The 21,507-nt window shown below is 39.8% G+C and carries 13 protein-coding genes and 2 pseudogenes; 3 read left to right on the plus strand and 12 right to left on the minus strand.

Annotated elements, in window-relative coordinates; all coding sequences use genetic code 11:
- Positions 1-28: 28 nt before the first annotated feature.
- The 4 genes from RRG12_RS12930 to RRG12_RS12945 are packed head-to-tail and all read right to left on the minus strand — an operon-like array spanning position 29 to position 5,707.
- Positions 29-931: a DUF928 domain-containing protein gene (locus tag RRG12_RS12930; protein ID WP_420759561.1), complete on the minus strand. Its 903-nt coding sequence runs from the start codon at positions 929-931 to the stop codon at positions 29-31.
- Between the two features lie 14 nt (positions 932-945).
- Positions 946-3,519 (minus strand): CHASE2 domain-containing protein, encoded by a 2,574-nt coding sequence (locus RRG12_RS12935; RefSeq protein WP_420759562.1) that lies wholly within the window; start codon positions 3,517-3,519, stop codon positions 946-948.
- 16 nt (positions 3,520-3,535) lie between these two features.
- Entirely contained in the window at positions 3,536-3,910 is a 375-nt protein-coding gene (locus RRG12_RS12940) for a trypco2 family protein (RefSeq protein ID WP_375467132.1), read from the minus strand.
- A 39-nt stretch (positions 3,911-3,949) separates the two neighbouring features.
- Positions 3,950-5,707, minus strand: coding sequence for a CHAT domain-containing protein (locus tag RRG12_RS12945; protein ID WP_420759563.1), 1,758 nt, complete (start codon positions 5,705-5,707; stop codon positions 3,950-3,952).
- 92 nt (positions 5,708-5,799) lie between these two features.
- On the opposite strand from RRG12_RS12945, the gene RRG12_RS12950 reads away from it, so the two are divergent.
- A complete protein-coding gene (locus tag RRG12_RS12950; RefSeq protein WP_069074888.1) occupies positions 5,800-6,627 on the plus strand; it encodes an IS982 family transposase in 828 nt (275 codons plus the stop codon).
- Positions 6,628-6,750: 123 nt separating this feature from the next.
- Here the strand turns inward: RRG12_RS12950 and RRG12_RS12955 are convergent, their stop codons facing one another.
- On the minus strand, positions 6,751-7,644 hold the full coding sequence (locus RRG12_RS12955; RefSeq protein ID WP_420759564.1) for a tetratricopeptide repeat protein: 894 nt from the start codon (positions 7,642-7,644) through the stop codon (positions 6,751-6,753).
- 141 nt (positions 7,645-7,785) lie between these two features.
- Between RRG12_RS12955 and RRG12_RS12960 the strand changes: the two genes are divergently transcribed.
- On the plus strand, positions 7,786-7,950 hold the full coding sequence (locus RRG12_RS12960) for a hypothetical protein (RefSeq protein WP_420759565.1): 165 nt from the start codon (positions 7,786-7,788) through the stop codon (positions 7,948-7,950).
- Between the two features lie 11 nt (positions 7,951-7,961).
- On the opposite strand, the gene RRG12_RS12965 is transcribed toward RRG12_RS12960, so the two are convergent.
- The 6 genes and pseudogenes from RRG12_RS12965 to RRG12_RS12990 form a co-directional block, all read right to left on the minus strand.
- The gene (locus tag RRG12_RS12965; RefSeq protein WP_420759566.1) at positions 7,962-10,601 is read right to left on the minus strand and encodes a CHAT domain-containing protein; all 2,640 of its coding nucleotides are present in this window, start codon (positions 10,599-10,601) and stop codon (positions 7,962-7,964) included.
- A gap of 223 nt (positions 10,602-10,824) precedes the next feature.
- Complete coding sequence (locus RRG12_RS12970) at positions 10,825-13,659, minus strand: tetratricopeptide repeat protein (RefSeq protein WP_420759625.1); 2,835 nt, start codon at positions 13,657-13,659, stop codon at positions 10,825-10,827.
- Positions 13,660-14,505, minus strand: a pseudogene (locus RRG12_RS12975) (tetratricopeptide repeat protein); the annotation flags it as partial.
- A 101-nt stretch (positions 14,506-14,606) separates the two neighbouring features.
- Positions 14,607-18,017 carry a tetratricopeptide repeat protein gene (locus RRG12_RS12980; RefSeq protein WP_420759567.1) on the minus strand — a complete coding sequence of 1,137 codons (3,411 nt, stop codon included), beginning with the start codon at positions 18,015-18,017 and terminating at the stop codon, positions 14,607-14,609.
- A 542-nt stretch (positions 18,018-18,559) separates the two neighbouring features.
- Entirely contained in the window at positions 18,560-19,243 is a 684-nt protein-coding gene (locus RRG12_RS12985; RefSeq protein WP_420759568.1) for a hypothetical protein, read from the minus strand.
- 119 nt (positions 19,244-19,362) lie between these two features.
- Positions 19,363-19,656: a hypothetical protein gene (locus tag RRG12_RS12990; protein ID WP_420759569.1), complete on the minus strand. Its 294-nt coding sequence runs from the start codon at positions 19,654-19,656 to the stop codon at positions 19,363-19,365.
- Between the two features lie 72 nt (positions 19,657-19,728).
- On the opposite strand from RRG12_RS12990, the pseudogene RRG12_RS12995 reads away from it, so the two are divergent.
- Positions 19,729-20,897, plus strand: a pseudogene (locus RRG12_RS12995) (IS4 family transposase).
- Positions 20,898-21,135: 238 nt separating this feature from the next.
- Here RRG12_RS12995 and RRG12_RS13000 read toward each other — a convergent pair.
- The gene (locus RRG12_RS13000) at positions 21,136-21,492 is read right to left on the minus strand and encodes a helix-turn-helix domain-containing protein (RefSeq protein ID WP_375467179.1); all 357 of its coding nucleotides are present in this window, start codon (positions 21,490-21,492) and stop codon (positions 21,136-21,138) included.
- Between the last annotated feature and the right edge of the window lie 15 nt (positions 21,493-21,507).

Here is a 21,507-nt window from a genome sequence, read left to right on the forward strand (position 1 = left end):
GGTAGTTGAAGGACTTCAGGTGCTTCAGCTATTGAGTTACAATATTTTGGCAGCAAGAGACAATAGGTTCTGAAACAATCTCTTTAATCTCTGTTAAGTCCCCTTCTGAGGACAGCAATAAATCTTTCCAATCTTTTGTTACCTGTGCATCCTTGGGTTTTTGACGGCGTTCGTTAGCCAGGATCGTCAAAGCATCATACCAAAGACCATTTTCAGCGAACAGCAAAATCTGCTCTCTCGGTCTGCTTGCTTTCTCTAAATCATTTTTCACATTAGAGTTGATAGAAACTCGCTGAATATATCCTTTAACAAAAGTATCCTTCAAGCGATTTCCTGGATCGCACATATAGGATAATACCCAGTTATATTTTTTACCAATTTCTAAGGCTGGTATATTTTGAGGTAAGTTGACACTAATAATTCCTGGTGTACTTGTTAACTGAAAAGTAGTTTTATAAACCGGATTATTTTTATTATTTATTAGCAAGAACTCAACTGGATTTATGTCTGTGGGCTGGTAAGGAATATAAAACCAGAATGTCGGATGTTCAGAAATAGTTAAACCAATGTTTGTCTTTGGAACTAAAGCCGTCAGAGGTTTTTCAATCGCTGGACAATCCGCTCTTGCCGCAGCATAGCTTCGCTTACCAGGGGCACCTTTTGAGGGTAATAAGAAGCGAATAATCTGGGAAATAAGTCCTGAAGTTGGAGGTGTATTTGTAGGTACTGGGGTTTGAGGCTGTTGTTTTTTTGACTGCTTTGAAATAACTTCATTTTCCAAAACATTATTATAACGTGGGTTTGCTTTAACAAGAGGATAAGCGCCTAATGTTAAAGGGAAAATTAAAGCTAAACTCAGATGTCTAAAAAGTAACTTTATCATTTTTTCATAGAAGTATGGAATAAAGATATATACAAAATACACAGACATATTCTTCTGTCTTCTTAACAGCGTTTATACGCTAATTGGTGCATATAGCTAAACGTAATTATACTTGTAGCAAGGAAAGCTATGGTAGAAGGAAGAAATGGTAGCCAGTAGCCATGAATTAAAAGAAAAAAGCAGATGCCATAGGAGATGACAAAAATAATACCTGTGCTTATAATCACAAGAATTATTTTGCGATCGCGCCAAGCAAGTCTCTGCAACACAACTGCGCCAAACACACCTCCCGCTAAAGAACAGAGCCAGATGTAAAAAACATCTCCCCACCAAGGCAGTACTCTTAGCAGAGGACGACCATCTAATGCCGCACTAGTAATTTGACTTACCATTTGGGCTTGAACAAATACACCCCGCATTATTTGGTCTGACTGTTCGTTAAGACTGTATGGGGTATAAAAATCATCTTTTACACTCCTAGCAGTAACGCCAATGATAACTATTCGGTCTTTCACCCAGGAAGGGTCAAAACTATTTTCTAGAATATTTCTTAGAGAAACTTGTCTGGCAATATTTCGAGAGCGATAATTAAGTAGCATTTGGTAGCCATCATTGTGTAAATTTTGGTAGCCTCCTGCTCTTGCCTGTAAACGTTGTAAGCGAGTTTTTCCTAATAGTAAATCTTCCGAATGCGTGGTTTCAGGTTTAATACCTTTTTTAGCTAAGTAATATAGTGCCAGCTTAAGGCTCAAAGAAACTTCTGTTTCACAAGCAGTTTTACTGTTAAAAGTTGCACCCCACAGATAGCGGCGGAGAATTTTATCATCGTCTACAACCACATCAGCAAAACCTAAACGCTCTGTTGGAACTTCTGGTGGAGGTTCAATACCTTTATCCCCAGTTGTGAGGTCGTTACCTATGCAGATGGCAATAAAATTATCATTATTTTGTAATTTGTTTGCTAATTCTGGCTGGTCGTTGCTAACAGGAAAATCACGAATGATATCTAAGCCTATCACACTTGGTTGATGAGGTTTTAGTTTTTCTAAAAGTTGAGCTAATGCGGTATCGGATAACGACCCGCGTCTTTTCATTCCCTGATTATCTTGATATTTTAAATCTTCATCATCAATAGTAACAACCAAAATCCGGGGATCTATTCTCTCGTCTGGGCGCAGTCGCATCATCTGGTCAAATATCTTTAGCTCTGATGATTGCAGTATTCCTAGCAGTCGTACTCCAAACACCAAAGCTGTTATGACTAAACTTGCAGATGGAACAAAAACAGAGGGTTTTAATTTAATTCGTGTAGAAATAACTGGAGTGGGTGCTGCAAAGAGTTGACCGCCTTCGTTATCTTGCCAGCGCAGATAAAGTACTGGACGATACCACTGCTTGCCTTCTGTACCCATTGCTTCTCGGCTTTGACTCACTGCCATTGCCAAGGGGTCTTTTTGACCAAGTGAACGATAAAATTGCTCACTAAAAGCTGTTGCACCTGGCACACTCACAGAATACTGCATCGCTACGACTGCTGGAGTGCGGTGAGCAATTAAGCTTTGAGCTACACCATTAAACACTGAAGTTCCAGTTAATGCCAAACCAGATTGACAGGCGCTCAATACCACTAGAGCCACACCACGTAGCTGTTTAGAATCATCAGTAAAACTATTTTGCTGTAGCAGTATACCAATTTCTTTAGCACTCACATAATTTGGTTTGCCAGTTTCATCTTCAAAAACTAGATATCCTTGCGGTTCAGGAAGTGAGGCATGGCAACGTTGGCAGCTGTTTATTTTTATACCTTTATGTATCGTTCGACATAACTGACCATTATCCAATGTATTGTTACAGCATTTACCAAACAAGCCATGTCCATCAAAGTGGATAACATGAGGTGCTGTCTCATTCCGATGTTCAGTCAGATAATCCCGCAAAGCTTTTAAAGTCGGGGGTTTCAGTTCAACTAGCCGAATATGACCTTCTTTCTCGGCTATTCCTAAACCTCTGCGTACTGCAAGTTGTTCTTGCTGTGGCAGCTTTTCCAAAGCATTTTCTGGGTCAGAAGCCGCAGAGGAGATTAACAAAACGTTAACTTGCTCCATTAATGGTAGCTTCGGCGGTGCAGCATCATAGGTAATGTAACGAGAGAAGGTAACTTGATGTTGAGTCAAAAACCCTCGGTCATCGTGCATTAATTCCCAAGGATAATCAGGTAAACGAGTTGAGCCTAATATATCTGCTGCTATTTCCAGTTGTATATGCAGTTGAGTTCCGTTATTTTGGGCTAAATTAATTGCATTTTGCAGAACTTTTTCAAGTTTAGAGCCTGGAGGAAAAAGTGATTGATACAGTGCCTTGCCAATATTTGTTAGAAAATAGGGATGAAAGGCTTTTCGATCTTGAACTAGTAGACCAACTTGCACCATCCAATCTTGTTCCCCAGAGCGCTGAAAGTCCTCTGGTCGAAAACGAATAGCTTCTAGAGATTTGATAACGGTAATCAGCAAGTTTATTCCGTCTTGCCAAAAAGGTAATGTTGAGTTGGCTTCCGCTTGACCAACTCGTGACCCATTGACACTGACTTTGAAATCAGCCTCATTAATCGGAGATAGGTATACCTTTAATAGCTCCATTAGCCATCCTTGCTATTTAGCCTAAGAGGTCGCCAAGGGGTTCGTCATTGCTGCCCTTCAACAATCCTTCTATACTAGTTTCTTCCAGCAACTTCCACTTTTGGGGATAGCGTGTTTTATAAAGCGCAATTCGCTCTTCTTTACTCAATAAAGGAGTTAAGGTGACAGTAACTTTTTGTACATCATCACGGCTGCCTCCACCACCTAATTCCACAACGTAGACTTTGATACCAGCTTTCCCCTCTTTACGTGCTGTCACTTGCAATTCCAGACTCACTTGGTCAACACTAAACAAGGGTATGGGTTTTTCTCCTTCTGCCTCTGTTGAAAGCAACTCTTGCTTTATCTGCTCTATCAGTTCTGCTAATCCAATAGAATTTTCTTCTGACATTTTACACTCCTTAACTATTTATTGGTAAGCAAACTTGAGTTATTCAGACTCTCCAATCAAAGTAAAAGCTGCCCAATCAGCAGGATTGGGATGTTTTTTCTTCGTCGTCAACATCGCTTGTCGCAAAGCAGTAGCTTTGTCAGGATCTTTGCGGAAATTTTCATAAAATTCTGTCATTAATTCAGCAGTGGGTGCATCTGGTATCGACCACAGGGAAACTATTACACTGGGAACCCCAGCAGCAATTATGGAACGAGATAACCCAATTACCCCGTCACCTGTTAGTCTACCCTGTCCCGTATCGCAAGCACTTAATACGACTAATTCGGCACTTAAGGTAGAACCTTGGGTTGGTGTATATAAATTTAATATCTCTTCTGCTGTCAACAAACCGTTATCTTGATCTTCAGGAGCAAAGACAATAGAACTTCCCAATCCCTGAATATCATCCAACAAGCCATGAGTTGCCAAATGAATTATTTTAGCTAGTGGTAGTTTTCCCAACACAGCTTTTTTTGTAGCTTGATTGCCGATCAAAGCTTGAGTTTTCCAGAAGGAAGCAATTGCAAGAGCTTCTTTTTCTGAACCAGGAAGCGCACCTAATTGCTGAGGTAATTCTCCAGGTTTTTTTGAGACCTTGGGCATTGTGGGATTACCGACTATCAAAATATCTTTGGCTGAACCTGGAACTTTTTGGCGCAGTTTATGAGTAGATTCTAATACTTGAATGGAAGGGGCGGTAAGGATAGTATGTTTATCAATTAAGTATTGCCCCGATGAATCTTGCAATGCTGGGAAAGGAACTAAAAATAAAGCGTCTTGGGGGATGAAGATGACGCGGGCTGTTTCTTCTTTTGGCAGTATGTCTGCAATTGGTTGGATAAGTAGCTGGTAAAGTTCCTGTAACTGTAAGTTTTTGGCGTTTGCACCAGAACTATTTATACTGGTTTTTTTCGCTACATCAGCTATTGGACGTTCTATTGCTGGTTTCTCTGCTTCCCAAGAGGGCAAGCGGATAGTGATTTTGCCGTTCTTAATATCAACTGATATTACTTGCCAAGCTTCCCAGTCTGGGTCATCGTCATTGAGTTTAACGCGATCTCCTGGTGTAAAGGTGATATTATTACCACGACTAGCAACATTCACACCTTTAATAATCGACTGACGAGCCTGGGCAATCTTATCTCTTAGGGAGATGTTTTGTTTCTGCCACACGGATTTGAGGTCACTAGGGCGAAAAGAAATTTCTCCTGTGGGTTTAATTACCCAGATATATAGTTCTGATTCTTTGAATTGTTGTTTACCTGCAACTTTAAAGTTATAGTAAGGAATTGAATATTGAACTATGGTAGCATTTTGTATTTTAGCGATTTTTTTTATCTCTTCAATTGTTGGTGGTTTCATCTTGCTGTTACTAGTAGTTGTCAAACGAGATGCAATTAACTCAACAAAAGCTCTAGCACGACCGCGTTCAGATATTTCTAGCGCTTGATCCGTTTTATTTTGAGCAGTTAAAGCTTGTTGTAGAAATCTATAGGAGTATTCTTGCTGCTCAAATATGGAAATTTTATCATTATCTACTAATCCATTTCGTAGAGTTTCCCAATTTTCTATCGAGGCGAATAAATTTGCTTCAGCTTGATAGTATTTATTTTGAGTAAGATATGCTGTTCCAATATTATTAAGTGTTATAGCAATGCCAAGTTTATCGCCAATTCTTTTACTAATAATTAGAGCTTGTTGATAAGCTTCAAAAGCTTTATTGTACTGTCCCTGTCTTTCGTATACTAACCCCATATTAACTCAAGTTGCTAGTTACATACCAAGAAAGATGACATAGGGGTATAAAAACAATAAAATCCCTCCAGACAGAAAATTAGGAGGGAAATATGTTAAATGAAATAGTTACTATCTATTCTGTCATAGATGACCTATTGAAGGCGATTGGACATGATGAGGATATTCGTCGTGAAATGAGTGATGCAGAAATTATCACCACGGCAATGATAGCGGCAATGTTTTTTGGTGGGAATCATAGCAAGGCTTGCAGCTATATGAAAGACCATAACTTGATACCAGGAATGTTAGAAAAATCACGATTTAATCGGCGATTACACAAGGTATCGATGTTGATGAACGATTTATTTCATCAAATGGGAACAGCACTAAAAGAAATTAGTGAAGATACGGAATATCTTTTAGACTCGTTCCCCGTACCAATATGTGATAATATTCGCATCTTTAATGCGAAGTTAATTCACTCGGAAGAATATCGGGGTTATATCGCATCCAAGAAACGTTATTTTTATGGAGTGAGAGTACAGTTATTGACTACCAAAACAGGTATTCCTGTCGAATTTGTGTTCATGCCAGCTAGCGCAACAGATATACGGGGATTGAGTGCTTTACCCTTGAATTTAATGCCTGGGAGTCAAGTTTACGCCGATTCTGCCTATCTTGATTACACTGTGGAAGATGACTTAATTGAAACTAGTCAAATCTCGATGCAGGTCATGCGAAAAAGTAACTCTAAACGCCAAGATGCACCGTGGAATCAATACATTAAACAGTCTATTCGTCATTACATTGAAACCGTGTTTAGCGGCATCACTCGTTTCTTCCAAAAATCGCTTCATGCCGTAACATTTGAGGGGTTTTTACTGAAGTTACAAGCTTTTATTTTTGCTTACACTCTGCAACAAGCTTTTATTGACTAAGTTGCAAATGTTACTCTCTATTAAACTACACTGAACATTCCTAATGGCATTTTTATAGTGGTTGGAGTTCGTACAACCCTTATTTACTGTGCCTACACTTTCCATCTCCTCTTTTGTATTCTATTACCCGCAACTTGGGTTATTAGAGAGTGTTCTAGTTTCTCCTTGCTTACTACCAATTTCTTTCAAGATAGCTAAAGCTTGCTGATAACTTTCTAAGGCTTTAGGAATCTGTTCTAAGTTGTAGTAAAGCGCTCCAATATTTTGGAGTGTTACACCTACTCCTTGCTTATCAATAATTTTTCTACGAATAGCTAAAGCTTGTTGATAATTGTCTAAAGCTGCTGTAGATTGTTTAAGTTTATCATATACTATTCCTACATTATTGAGTATTGTTGCTTCTCCATATCTGTCGTCAATTTGTTTGGCAATGATTAAAGCTTCTCGAAAACTCTCTAAGGCTTTTGAGAATTGCCCCAGATTGATGTATAGTAAACCAATATTGCTAAGTATAATACTTTCTCCTACTTTATCATCCGCTTTTTTGGTAACAATTAAAGCTTCTTTATAATACTCATAAGCTTTTCTATAATCCCCAATTTCGTTGAACAATAAACCAATGTTATCGAGTGTTGCACCAACCCCTCCCTTATCATCAATTTTTTGACGTACCTTCAACGATTGTTGATAATAATCTAATGCTTTTAGATATTCTCCTAATCTGAAATAAACTCTGCCAATATTATTTAGTATCCTGCCCTCTAGTAAAGGTTCTTGCGTTTGTATCGATATTACTAAAGCTTGCTCAAATGATATTAAAGCTTCTAAGAAAAGACTTTGATTTAATTGTTTAACACCTAATTGATATAATCGTTCTGCCTCTTCTTTGCGATCACCTGTTGTCTGTGCTACAACCGCACCACTTCCCCAGGTATTCCCAGTCATTTCTAACGGAAAACTCTGCGACAGCAATATAGTTGCAGTAAACGCGCTTAAGCAGCGCAGATAAAAATTCATACACAGTCTCCCCTCGTATATGCCAGATTAAACACTTATATATCTCTCCCACATTTCGGAGCTTATGTAAAAAATCGTAACTCCCCAGGTAGGATGGTCGGGATTATTCCAAGCAAGGAAGAATAATGGTAATGTTCAGTTATGAGTCCAGAAGAAAAAGATCAGAAAATTGAGAGTCTTGAACTGGAAAATCAGGCTCCTTCTGCCTCTGTTGAAAGCAATTCTTGCTTTATCTGCTTAATCAATTCTGCTAATCCTATAGAATTTTCTTCTGACATTTCACACTCCTTAGCTATTTATTGGTAACTAAACTTGAGTTACTCAGACTCTCCAATCAGAGTAAAAGCCGCCCATTGAGAAGGATTGGGATATTTTTTCTTCGTCGTCAGCATTGCTTGGCGTAATGCAGTAGCTTTATCTGGTTGATGTTCGAGATTTTGATAAAATCCTGTCATTAACTCAGCAGTGGGTGCATCGGGTATCGACCACAGGGAAACTATGACACTGGGAACACCTGCGGCGATAATAGAACGGGATAACCCTATTACTCCATCACCTGTCAGCTTTCCCTGTCCTGTATCGCAAGCACTCAAAACGACTAATTCCGCACTTAAAGTAGAACCTTGCGGCGGTGCATACAAATTTAGAATCTCTTCTGCTGTTAATAAACCGTTATCCTGACCTTCGGGAGCAAAAACGATAGAACTTCCCAATCCCTGAATATTATCCAATAAGCCATGAGTTGCAAGATGAATAATTTTGGCTTTACGTAGTTTTTGTAACACAGCATTTTTAGTAGCTTGATTGCCGATCAAGGCTTGAGTTTTCCAGAAGGAAGCAATAGCTAGGGCTTCTTTTTCTGAGCCAGGAAGCGGATTTAATTGCTTAGGTGGTTCTCCTGCTTTTAAAGAAACCTTTGGCATAGTTGGATTACCGACTACCACAACATCTTTAGCTGAACCTGCTACTTTTTGTCGTTGTCGGAGTTTATGAGTAGAATCTAATACTTGAATGGAAGGAGCGGTGAGGATTGTATGTTTATCGATTAAGTATTTCCCTGATGGGTCTTGCAATGCTGGGAAGGGAACGAGAAATAGAGAATTTTGGGGAATGAAGATGATGCGGGCTGTTTCTTTTTTTGGTAGTAAGTCTGCAATTGGTTGGATGAGTAGCTGATGAAGCTCCTGTAATTGGGGGTTTTTCGTGTTGGCGCTGGCGCTATTCGTAACCTTTTCTACAACATCAGTAATTGGGCGTTCTATAGGTGCTTTTTCTGGCTCCCAAGAGGGCAAGCGGATAGTGATTTTGCCGTTTTTAACATCGATTGATACTACTTGCCAAGCTTCCCAATCTGGATCATCGTCATTGAGTTTAACGCGATCACCTGGGGTGAGAGTGATCTTATTACCACGCCTAGCAACATTCACACCTTTAACAATCGACTCACGAGCCTGGACTACTTTATCTGTTAGGGAGATATTTTGTCGCTGCAACAGGGGTTTGAGGTCAACTGAGTGAAATTTGGCTTCGCCTGTGGGTTTTATGACCCAAATATAGAATTCTGATTCGTTGGCTTGTGGTTTACCTTGAACTTTGAATTCATCGTAAATAATTGAATATTCAACAATAGTGGCGTTTTGTACTTTAGCGATTTGTTTAATTTCTTCAATTGTTGAAGAAGTGGGTGATTGTTGTTGGAGGTTAGGAGATAATTTAGAAGCAAGTAACTCTACAAAAGCACGCGCCCGTCCGCGTTCGGCAATTTCTAGGGCTGCATTATTTTTGTTTTGAGCTATCAAGACTTGTTGTAAAGTGCGGTAAGTGCGAGATTGCCCCTCAAAGATTGACACTTTATTGGCATCATTACCGCCTAATCGTTGCCGTTGAGATTCCCAAACCTGAAGTCCCTTAATTAGGGTTTTCTCTGCCAAGGCAAGATTACCAGATTTTAGGAAAGCAAGTCCTAAATTATTAAGCGCCGATCCCTCGCCTTGGCGGTCTTTGATTTCCTTTGCGATCGCCAAATTCTGTTGGTGGGACTCAATGGCTTTGGCATACTCCCCCAAGGAAAGGTAAGCAACTCCCAAATTCCCCAGTGCCTTGCCCTCGCCTTGGCGGTCTTTAATTGAGCGTGCGATAACCAAATGCTGCTGGTGGGATTCAATGGCTTTGGCATACTCCCCCAAGGAAAGGTAAGCAACTCCCAGATTCCCCAGTGCATCTCCCTCACTTTGGTGGTCTTTGATTTCCTTTGCGATCACCAAATGCTGCTGGTAGTACTCAATAGCTTTGGCATACTCTCCCTGGTAAAGGGAAGTATTTCCCAAATTGCTCAGAGCCTTGCCCTCACTTTGACGATCTTTGATTTCCTTTGCAATCGCCAACCACTGTTTAGAGTACTCAATGGCTTTGGTATAGTTTCCCAGGGATTTGTAATCTTCTCCCAGATTACCCAAAGCCATGCCCTCACTTTGGCGATCTTTGATAGCGCGTGCTATCTCCAACCACTGCTGGTGGTACTCAATGGCTTTGGGGTAGTCCCCGATATTTTGGTAAGCAAGCCCCAAAATGCCCAGAGCCTTGCCCTCAGTTTGGCGATCTTTGATGGCACGTGCAATCACCAAAGTCTGCTGTGCGTACTCAATGGCTTTAGGGTAGTTCCCCAAGGAAAGGTAAGTTCCTCCCAGATTGCCCAGAGCCTGACCCTGCCAAGGGAGGTCTTTAATTTCCCGGTAAATCAAGAGAGCCTGTTGAAAAGACTGTAATGCCGCCTCAAATTGACTGGTTTGTAACTGCCTAATACCTTGCTGATTTAGTCGAGTTGCTTCTGCTTTCCGCTCATTTGCAGTTTGCGCCAATACCCACGATACATTAAATAGCGCTGGAAACACGAGAGGTGTCGAAGCGGTAACTAGAATCGCAAAAGGTAAAGTTAAGAGGATTTTTCGGGCAAGCATGGTGTGACCTGGGTAAAATTTTTATCTTGACATCTGAACATCTAGTCAAGGTCTATAAATTTAACTTTGTTTTTACTACTCTTCGTCCCTGTATAATTGCGGTTTTAGCCTCAGTAAAATATCTGAAAATTTAATTTTAGGACGAAACTAATTCTGCTAACCGAATAGAATTTCCTTCTGACATTTCACACTCCTTAACTATTTATTGGTAAGCAAACTTGAGTTATTCAGACTCTCCAATCAAAGTAAAAGCTGCCCAATCAGCAGGATTGGGATGTTTTTTCTTCGTCGTCAGCATCGCTTGGCGCAAAGCAGTAGCTTTGTCAGGATTTTTGCGGAAATTTTCATAAAATTCTGTCATTAACTCAGCAGTGGGTGCATCGGGTATCGACCATAGGGAAACTATTACACTAGGAACTCCAGCAGCAATTATGGAACGGGATAACCCTATTACCCCATCACCTGTTAACCGACCTTGCCCAGTATCACAAGCACTCAGAACGACTAATTCAGCACGCAAAGGCGACCCTTGTGGGGGTGCGTACAAATTGAAAATGTCTTCTGCTTTGAGTAAACCGTCACCCTTGGCTGAGGGAGCAAGAGCTATGCCACTTCCCAATCCCCCAAATTCATCAAACCAGCCATGAGTTGCTAGATGAATAATTCGGGCATTGAGTAGCTTTGATAACACCACTTCTTCCGTCGCTTGATTGCCAATCAAAGCTTTGCTCTTCCAAAATGAAGCAATTGCAAGAGCTTCTTTTTCTGAACCAGGAAGTGCATCTAACTGCTTAGGTGGTTCACCAGGTATTTTAGAAATCTTGGGCATTGTAGGATTACCAACTATCAAAATATCTTTGGCTGAACCTGGAACTTTTTGCCGGAGTTTGTAAGTAGAATCTAATACTTGAATCGAAGGAGCGGTAAGGATGGTATGTTTATCAATTAAGTATTGCCCTGATGGATCTTGTAACGCTGGGAATGGGACGAGAAATAGCACATCTTGGGGAATGAAGATAACACGAGCAGCTTCTTCTTTTGGCAGTAAGTCTGCAATTGGTTGGATGAGTAGCTGGTAAAGTTCCTGTAATTGAGTGTTTTTGGCGTTTACGCTAGAGCTGTTTGTCACCTTTTCTACAACATCTGTTATTGGACGTTCTATCGCTGGGTTCTCTGCCTCCCAAGAGGGCAAGCGGATAGTGATTTTGCCGTTTTTAATATCAACTGATACTACTTGCCAAGCTTCCCAGGCTGGATCATCGTCATTGAGTTTAACGCGATCGCCTGGTGTAAAGGTGATATTATTACCACGAATAGCAACATTCACTCCTTTAACAATTGATTGACGAGTTTGGACTACTTGATCTCGAAGAGAGATATTTTGTTGCTGCCACAAGGGTTTAAGGTCAACTTTGCGAAGTGTAAGTTTACCTGTTGGCTTGATTACCCAAATGTATAGTTCTGATTCTTGGAATTCTACTTTCCCTGCAACTTTAAAGTCATCATAAGTAATTGAATATTGAATGAGGGTAGCATTTTGCGTTTTAGCTATTTGTTTAATCTCTTCAATATTCGGTGAAGCAGGTGATTGCTCTTTAGGGTTAAAGGAGATTCGAGAAGCAAGTAACTCAACAAAAGCACGCGCTCTTCCTTGTTCGGCTACTTCTAGAGCTGCATCATTTTTATTTTGGGCTATCAAAACTTGTTGTAAAACCCTGTAGGTATTACGTTGCGTATCAAAAATCGATACTTTTTCGTTGTCATGTAATTTTTTTTGTCGTAGAGATTCCCTTACTTTCATCCCCTCAAATAGGATACTCTCTGCCAACTTGAGATTTCCTTGTTTGTATAAAAAAAATCCTAAATTACTCAGCAAGTTCCCTTTGCTTTGAGGGTCGTTAATTTCTCGTGCGATCGCCAAGGACTGTTGAGAATAATCAATCGCTTTTGCATAATTTCCCTGGTAAGAATAAATAAGACCAATATTTCCCAGCGCAATACTCTCGCCCTTACGATCTTTAATTTTTCGTGCGACAATCAAATGCTGCTGGTCGTAATCAATCGCTTTTGAATAATCTCCTAATTTAGAATAGATATCACCAAGATTTGAAAGGGCGTTTCCCTCGCTGTGGCGATCTTCAATTTCTTGTGCAATCGCTAAGGACTGCCCAATAAAATGAATCGCTTTCTGGTCATATCCCAGATAAAGGTTGGCAGCACCAAGATTTAGCAGTGACTGACCCTCTGCTTTACGGTTTTTGATTTCTTGTGCGATCTTTAATGACTCTTCATGATAGTAAACTGCTTTCTGATACTCTCCCAGAAAAAAATAGATATTACCGAGATTTCCTAGTATTTTCCCTTCGCTTAAACGGTCTTTAATTTCTCGCACCACGATCGCCAAACTATGTTGTTGAAACTCAATCGCTTTTAGGTAATCTCCCTGGTTAAGGTAGACAGTACCCAAATTTGACAGTGATTGTGCTTCGCCTTGACGATATTTAATTTCTCGCGCAATCGCCAAGGACTGCTGATGGTATTTAATCGCTTCTGGAAAGTCTCCCATGCTTACATAGACAACACCGATATTTCTCAGCGCATCAGCCTCACCCTCACGGTATTTAATTTCTCGTGCAATCGCTAAGGATGGTTCTAGGTAATAAATCGCTTTTGGGTAATCTCCCTGGTTAAGGTAGACAGTACCGAGATTTGAGAGTGATTGTGCTTCGCCTTTACGGTATTTAATTTCTCGTGCAATCGCCAAGGACTGCTGATGGTATTTAATCGCTTTTGGAAAGTCTCCCAAGTTATCGTAGGTAATACCGAGATTAATCAGTGTATTTACCTCGTCTATAGAGTCTTTTATTTCTCGATAGATTAATAGTGCTTGTTCCCATGACTCTGATGCTGCTTTGAATTGGCTGATTTTAAATTGTTGAATACCTTGAGCAAAGATTCTATCTGCTTCCGGTTTTCGGGAATTATTTGGGCTTTGAGCAAATGATATTGCTTGCAATAGTGCTGTTTCTAGTTGAAAATCCTTATTTTCTCGTGCGATCGCTAATGCTTGCTGAAAAGACGCTTGAGCCTTGCTGTTATTCCCCGCAACAATGTAAACCTCTCCTAGACTAGCTAAGACTTGAGATTCTGCTCGTTTATCTTTAATGTGCCGAACAATAACTAAATTCTTCTCCAATGACTCAATAGCCTTAAGATAATGTTTAATCAAAACATAAACATTTGCCAGACCCGATAAAGCTTTTAACTCTACCTCACGATTTTGATTTTCTCTTGAATTGGTGTAACTTGCACCCTGTGTAATTACTAAACTCTGCTGATAATAATCAATCGCCTTAGCTGTATTTCCTTGTCCAGCATTAGCTGCTCCAAGATTCAGTAGCGCCCTTGCTTCTAAATTAGGCTTTTTTGTTTCTCGCGCAAACACCAACCACTGCCCAGAATAATCAATTGCTTTAGAGTAGTCGCCCTGATTTAAATATGCCCATCCCAGATTTCCCAATGCCTTGCCTTCGCTGGTACGGTCTTTGATTGCTCGTGCAATTACTAACCACTGCCCAGAGTAATCAATTGCTTTAAAGTAGTCGCCCTGATTTAAATATGCCCATCCCAGATTTCCTAATGCCCAACCCTCACCTTGGTCATTTTTGATTGATCTATACAAAGTCAGTGCCTGTTGGAATGATTGCAAGGCAGCTTCAAATTGACTTGCATCAACCTGCTTAAGACCCTGTTGATTAAGTCTATCTGCTTCCGCTTTACGTTCATCTAAGGTTTGCGCTGACACCTGTAACGTAAAAAATAGTGCAGATAAATTAAACGAAAAAGCAGTTGAAAGAGCAACCACAAAAGAGACAATACCAAGAACAAAGTTTTTTGAGTGCATATAAGCGACAAATAAAGCACTTATCACCAGTATTAACCGATTAGTAGATTATCCCTAGCCTCTATACAATTTCTTCATTTTATATTGAGGTTAAAATTGGGTTACTTTGATTCCCCAATCAGAGTAAAAGCTGCCCATTCAGCAGGATTGGGATGTTTTTTCTTCGTCGTCAGCATCGCTTGGCGCAAAGCATCGGCTTTATCAGGATTTTTGCGGAAATTTTCATAAAATTCGGTCATTAACTCAGCAGTGGGTGCATCGGGTATCGACCACAGAGAAACTATCACACTGGGAACCCCTGCGGCAATTATGGAACGAGATAACCCAATTACCCCATCACCTGTTAGCCTACCCTGTCCCGTATCACAAGCGCTTAAGACAACTAATTCAGCACTTAAGGTAGAACCTTGGGGTGCTGTGTATAAGTTTAGGATATCTTCTGCTGTTAATAAACCGTTATCTTGTCCTTCGGGAGCAAAGACGATAGAGCTTCCCAATCCTCGGATATCATCCAATAAACCATGAGTTGCCAAATGAATGATTTTAGCTAGTGGTAGTTTTTGCAACACTGCATTTTTAGTAGCTTGATTACCAATCAAAGCTTGAGTTTTCCAGAAGGAAGCAATTGCAAGAGCTTCTTTTTCTGAACCAGGAAGCGCACTTAACTGCTTAGGTGATTCTCCAGGGTTTTTTGAAATCTTGGGCATTGTGGGATTGCCAACTACCAAAATATCTTTGGCTGAACCTGGAACTTTCTGCCGCAGTTTATGAGTAGATACTAATACTTGAATGGAAGGGGCGGTAAGGATAGTATGTTTATCAATTAAGTATTGCCCTGATGGGTCTTGTAATGCTGGGAAAGGAACTAAAAATAAAGCATCTTGCGGAATGAAGATGAGGCGGGCTGTTTCCTCTTTTGGCAGTATGTCTGCAATTGGTTGGATAAGTAGCTGGTAAAGTTCCTGTAACTGTAAGTTTTTGGCGTTTGCACCAGAACTATTTATACCAATTTTTTTCGCTACATCAGCTATTGGACGTTCTATTGCTGGTTTCTCTGCTTCCCAAGAGGGCAAGCGGATAGTGATTTTGCCGTTTTTAATATCAACTGATACTACTTGCCAAGCTTCCCAGTCTGGATCATCGTCATTAAACTTAACGCGATCTCCTGGTGTGAGAGTGATCTTATGACTACGATTAGTAACATTCACACCTTGAACAATCGACTGACGGGTTTGAGCAACTTTATCTCTTAGAGAAATATTTTGTTGTTGCAATAGGGGTTTGAAGTCAGCTTTGCGGAAAGTAACTTCACCAGTGGGCTTGATTACCCAAATGTAGAGTTCTGATTTATGAGTTTCTTGTTTATTCTGAATCTTGAAGCCATCACCAATAATAGAATATTCAACGAGAGTGGCATTTTGTTGTTTGGCAATTTCTTGCAGCAGTGATAGTGTAGGTTTTTCTACGATCTGACTTATATTTTTGCCAGACAAGCGTGAAGTCAATAACTCCACAAATGCCCTAGAACGCCCCCGTTCAGAAATTTCTAACGCTTCTTTGCTTTTATTCTGAGCAATTAGAACTTCTTGGAGGTTGCGGTAGGTACGAATTTGTGCATCAAAAATTGATATTTTTTGATCATCAGTTAATCCTAAGCGTAGAGATTCAAAAATATTAATAGCATTAAATAATTTTTTTTCGGCATTGGCATCTTGTCCCAAAGCGCTGTAAGTTGCTCCCATGTTATTAAGAGCAAATCCTTGTGCTGCAATATCTACAGTTGATTGCAAATTCATGACTGATTGTTGAAAAAAATCCAGGGCTTTGATATATTCTCCTTGATTATAATAAGTTACTCCAATATAGTTAAGTATTTCACCTTGCTCCTTCTCATCACTACGTTTGCTAGCGGCTAAAGCTTGCTGGTAAAAGTTTTGCGCTCTGTTATATTGCCCTATTGCATTATAAAATTTACCACTATTATAAAGTATATATGTCTCTGGAATTTTACCTTGTTTGGCAGCATTATCTAAATCTTTCTGATAAGAAGCTATGCGTTCGTTTGAATAGTCTACTAATCCTTTAATATCTTTCCCATTCGCTCCCACTTCTTTAGCAATTACATCCACCTGCTGATTGAAATCAGAAGTTTGAGAGAAATTATCAATTTCATCTTTATTTACTGGTGATACTGGCTCAGGAACAAAATCAGAAAATTGCATAACTTGACCTAGATATGGCTTTAATACCGCCATAAAGCCACGAGCCACAAACTCATACTTAATTCTTTCTTCTTTATTTTCTATAGTTTTTGCAATAGCTAAAGTTTGCTCAAAATATCGTAAAGCTTTTGCATATTTTCCTGTATCTTTATAAATATTTCCCATATCAAGTAAAACAGAGATTTGCCCCTTCTTATCGCCATTTTCTTGACGAATAGCTAATATTTGGTTCAAGACTTTTAGGGCATTAGGATACTGATACTGGTTTTGATAAACTTCAACAATATGCTTGAGAATATTTGCTTGCCCTACCTTATTCTTAAGTTCCTGGCGATTAGCTAAAGCTTGCTGATAATAATTTAAGGCTTTAGGATAATCCTTTTGTTTATTGTAAACTAAGCCAATATTATCAAGGGTTGTCCCCTCGTCTACCTTGTTGATAACTTCTTTATGAATAGCTAAAGCTTGCTGATAAAACTCCAATGCTTTAGTATATTGTTTTTGGTTATAGTATACTAAGCCAATATCATTAAGAGTTATACCTTGCCCACGGCGATTGCCGACATCTATGCGAACAGCTAAAGCTTGTTGATAAAACTCTAAAGCTTGAGGGTAGTTTTTCATTTCACGGTATACTACCCCAATATTGTGGAGTGTTTTTCCCTCGTCTGCCTTGTTAGCAACTTCTTTATGAATAGCTAAAGCTTGCTGATAAAACTCCAGTACTTTAGTATATTGTTTTTGGTTATAGTAGACTAAGCCAATATTATCAAGGGTTGTTCCCTCGTCTGCCTTGTTAGCAACTTCTTTATGAATAGCTAAAGCTTGCTGATAAAACTCCAGTGCTTTAGTATATTGTTTTTGGTTATAGTAGACTAAGCCAATATCATTAAGAGTTATGCCTTGCCCACGGCGATTGCCGACATCTATGCGAACAGCTAAAGCTTGTTGATAAAACTCTAAAGCTTGAGGGTAGTTTTTCATTTCACGGTATACTATCCCAATATTGTGGAGAGTTCTCGCTTCGAGTTGGCGTTCTTTTATAAGTCTGACAACAGTTAAAACCGCTTGAAATGTCCCTAAAGCTTCTTGAAACTGATTTTTATTTAACTGGCGTTCGCCTAATTGCAACAGATGCACCAGCCCTTCTGTGCCAGGTTGCGTGGTTTGCGTCTCTGCTTTCGGAGATACTTGCACAATTTCCCCTGTCCTTGATTGAGCAGCACCGACGGTGTATGTCAATGAAAACACTAGAGTTACAATGGTGAAAAATTTGAGACGGTAGAACATTGGCAACTCCTCTAGATGGGTACAAGTAGATTGACGCTTCAATCTGCGTTATCACTAGACATCAGACAATTTAGACAAATAATGCAAGCATTGGTACTTAACAAAGAATTTACTTTAATAGCTATGTCATACATCGAGATTCAAGAAAATTCCTTAAGAATGCTCAATACTTAAGTATTAATACCATTGAATATTGTTGATTTTTGATTCTTATTTAAGAACTATTAGCCAGATGTTGGATATCTTTGTATATTACACGATGAAGTGCGAAATGTAGATTTTAACCAAGTTTTGTGATTCTGGCTTAGGTGATCGCTCCCCTGTCTGCTACCATTAGCCAACGTATCCCTCCATTCACATCTCTCAAATCAAATTCTTATAGGGACGCAAGCGCAAGTAAACTTACCCCGCCCTCAGCTTGTAGCCCTACATCATGATTAGCACATTCGCCAGTACTGCAATCTGTCGTACTAACAGTTGCTCACTAGCCAAGCCATACCGCATCTGGTAAATTGTTTGGTGCAATCCTGTGCGGGCGCTAGTCATTCCTGCAATGAATATTTTCCCTCTATAAAGCTCAAAAGCTCTTCCTCAAACGCTGTCAAATACGGTCGCTTCAACTCCCCCAAGTGCTTCAGCACAGTATGGGCTGCCTCTTCCAAGTTCTCGTTTTCCCGTAGCCTACTGATGCGATCGCACACCAACTGCATCTGCTCACATTCGGCAGGCAGGTAGTTGAATGATTTCAGGTGCTGCAACCCAACGGCGTACTCGCCATCCCACATTCTCACGGTGCAACTAAAGTCATTCACTGCGCTGACAATTGCCCAACAGCCACCTTTGCCTCTCAGTTCGGGGTTGTCCTTTGCTAGTATTTGGCACACCTCGCCAATTTGGTAGGTATTGGGTACTTGGGTTCGTTCCATGATGCGCTGTACAACATCTTTGACGATTCTACCAGTTGGCACTTTACCGCCAGCAACTTGCACTGCCTGCTGCCATGCAGTGCGCTGGACTTCTGGCTCTAGGGCAACCAAGGGGCGTACTTGACGTTCGTTGGTCGGCAGTATTTGTAAACCAATGGTTGACATTTCGACATTTTGTAAACCAATGGTTGACATTTTTGGAGACTGTAAACCATCTGTGGTTATTTCCGCATTCTGTAAACCAATGGTTGACAAATTCTCCATAACTGTCGCGGCAGCAATTTTATAGGTTGCTGCCATTCGTGTATAACCAAACCGTGAACGGCAATACTCCTCAAAGGTTTTGTGCGTGGAACGATACAGCGCTTCCGGCTATTATGCAATACAGTTTTTCTCCTTGCCCTCTCCTTTCAAAGCTTTCAGATTTGGGGATGTACCTCATAGCTGCCGTAAGTGCTGTATAATCTGCGATCGCGGAGTTCCATCAAAGCCTTCCCCGCTTCAAAAAACGCCCGCTCCACTTTCCTCTCCAGGAGTAAGCGATCGCTAATTTCCTGCTCGGTTAACTCTGGAACTTCGACAGCAGTAACCGTAATTGTTGCTGAACCTGGGTCTTCTTGCTGAGGAATATCCTCATTTGTAGAGTTAGCTGCTGAAACTGAATCGGCAGATGCGCCAGCTTGAGGGGAGACAAAATGGTCTAGAATGCCCATACAATAGAGAGTGTAGCAATTTGTGGTAAAAGAAAAAGAGTATTCATTCTCAACAAGCTCTATTTAATGATAATGTTACCAGAATTCTACGAAACAAACCTTAAGCGAGAATTGGGACGTGCAGAATATTTATTACTAAAAATCCTGATAAATTTATTACAATCTATTAAAACTGTTAGCATTGAAGCACTAGCTACTGCTTTACCTATTCCCATATTTTTTGAAAGTAGAAGAAAGAGAGTTCAAAGATTTTTGTCATTAAATTACATAACTATTGAAGAAATTTGGTTCCCAATTATTAAAAGCTGGTTAGAGATATATTTTCCCTTAAATGAAGTTATTTATGTAGTGATTGACAGGACTAATTGGGGGTGTATTAATCTGTTAATGATTAGTGTGGTTTGGGATAAAAGGGCTATTCCAATATACTTTGAGTTATTAAATAAATTAGGCTCAAGTAATTTTGATGAACAAAAAGTTGTTTTTAATAAAGCACTGCCCCTTTTTAAAGATTATAAAACCGTTGTGTTAGGAGACCGCGAATTCTGTTCATTGAAATTGGCTAACTGGCTTACAGAGCAGAAAGTGTACTTTTGTTTACGTATAAAAAAAGATGCTTTTATAGAAATAGAACCAGAAATTTGGCTCCAATTAAAAAATTCCGGTTTATCACCTGGAGTCTCGTTCTTTTATCAAGGCATTAAATATACAAAAACTACAGGGTTTATTAGCTTTAATCTTGCGGGTAAATGGAAGCAGAAACGTTTTGGAGTTGCGCCTGAGGAGGGCTGGTTTATTCTCACTAATTTTGATACTTTAGAATCTACTATTAAAGCTTATAAACAACGGTTTGATATTGAGCGGAGTCGGAGACACTCCGCCTCCGAGAGATGTTTAGAGATTTTAAAAGCGGTGGTTATAACTTAGAAGATACTAATGCATCAGGAAAACGGTTAATTTCCTTAATACTATTAATCTCACTTGCCTATACATCTGCAACTATATCTGGTCAAAAAATTAAACGTATGGGTGTTCAAAAATATGTCGGCCGAATTAAAGAATCTGGGCGGATTGTTCGACGACATAGTAGTTTTTATATTGGATTATATGGATCTAACTGGGTCAATTTCATGGAAAACTCTTATGAATTGGTGGCTGAGTTAATGACACTAGCTCCTAATAAGCGGAAGTATTATCAACAAGGGGAGAGAGCTATGAGGCTTATTTTATCTGCATCCTAGCCCTTTTTGTAGCCCCCCAAGATGCGCCAGAGGTGGCTTTTTTGCGTTTACGAGGTGGTTTGTTCATCATTCCACCTTTAATTTGCCAGTGTTTAAGCAGGAATTGAGTTCTGCCATTATGTAACTGTATTAGCTAACATCACCTCTGTTGAACCAGCAGTTACTTTGTCCTAGTCAATGAACTGTACAGTAGTTAATGGATTGACAATTATTTTTTAAATAAATTTCTATTTAGTTTTCATGCTGACCTTTTTTCAAATGGCAACAATATACTACCGACAGATTTTCTTGCTTTCTTGTTGCTTTGAGATTTAGACTCATCTACAGGACTATTTTGCTCCGTGGCTGGAGTAATTGTACTTATGGGTAGTTGTGAGTTTTCCTCATCATCGTCCGGTACACGAACTAGTAACTCACCAACTTCGCATTGTAAAATTTTGCACAACTTATCCAGCGTATCTAAAGGTATTGACTTAGCTTGTCCATATTCAATTTTTTGAACATTAGTCAATGACATCTCCAGTCGTCTTGCTAGTTCGTTTTGGGAAAACCCTCTGGCGTTTCTAATTTCTTTAAGTCTTACTTCCACAGCCATAATTTGAATTCATAT

This window comes from Nostoc sp. CALU 546, from assembly GCF_048836525.1.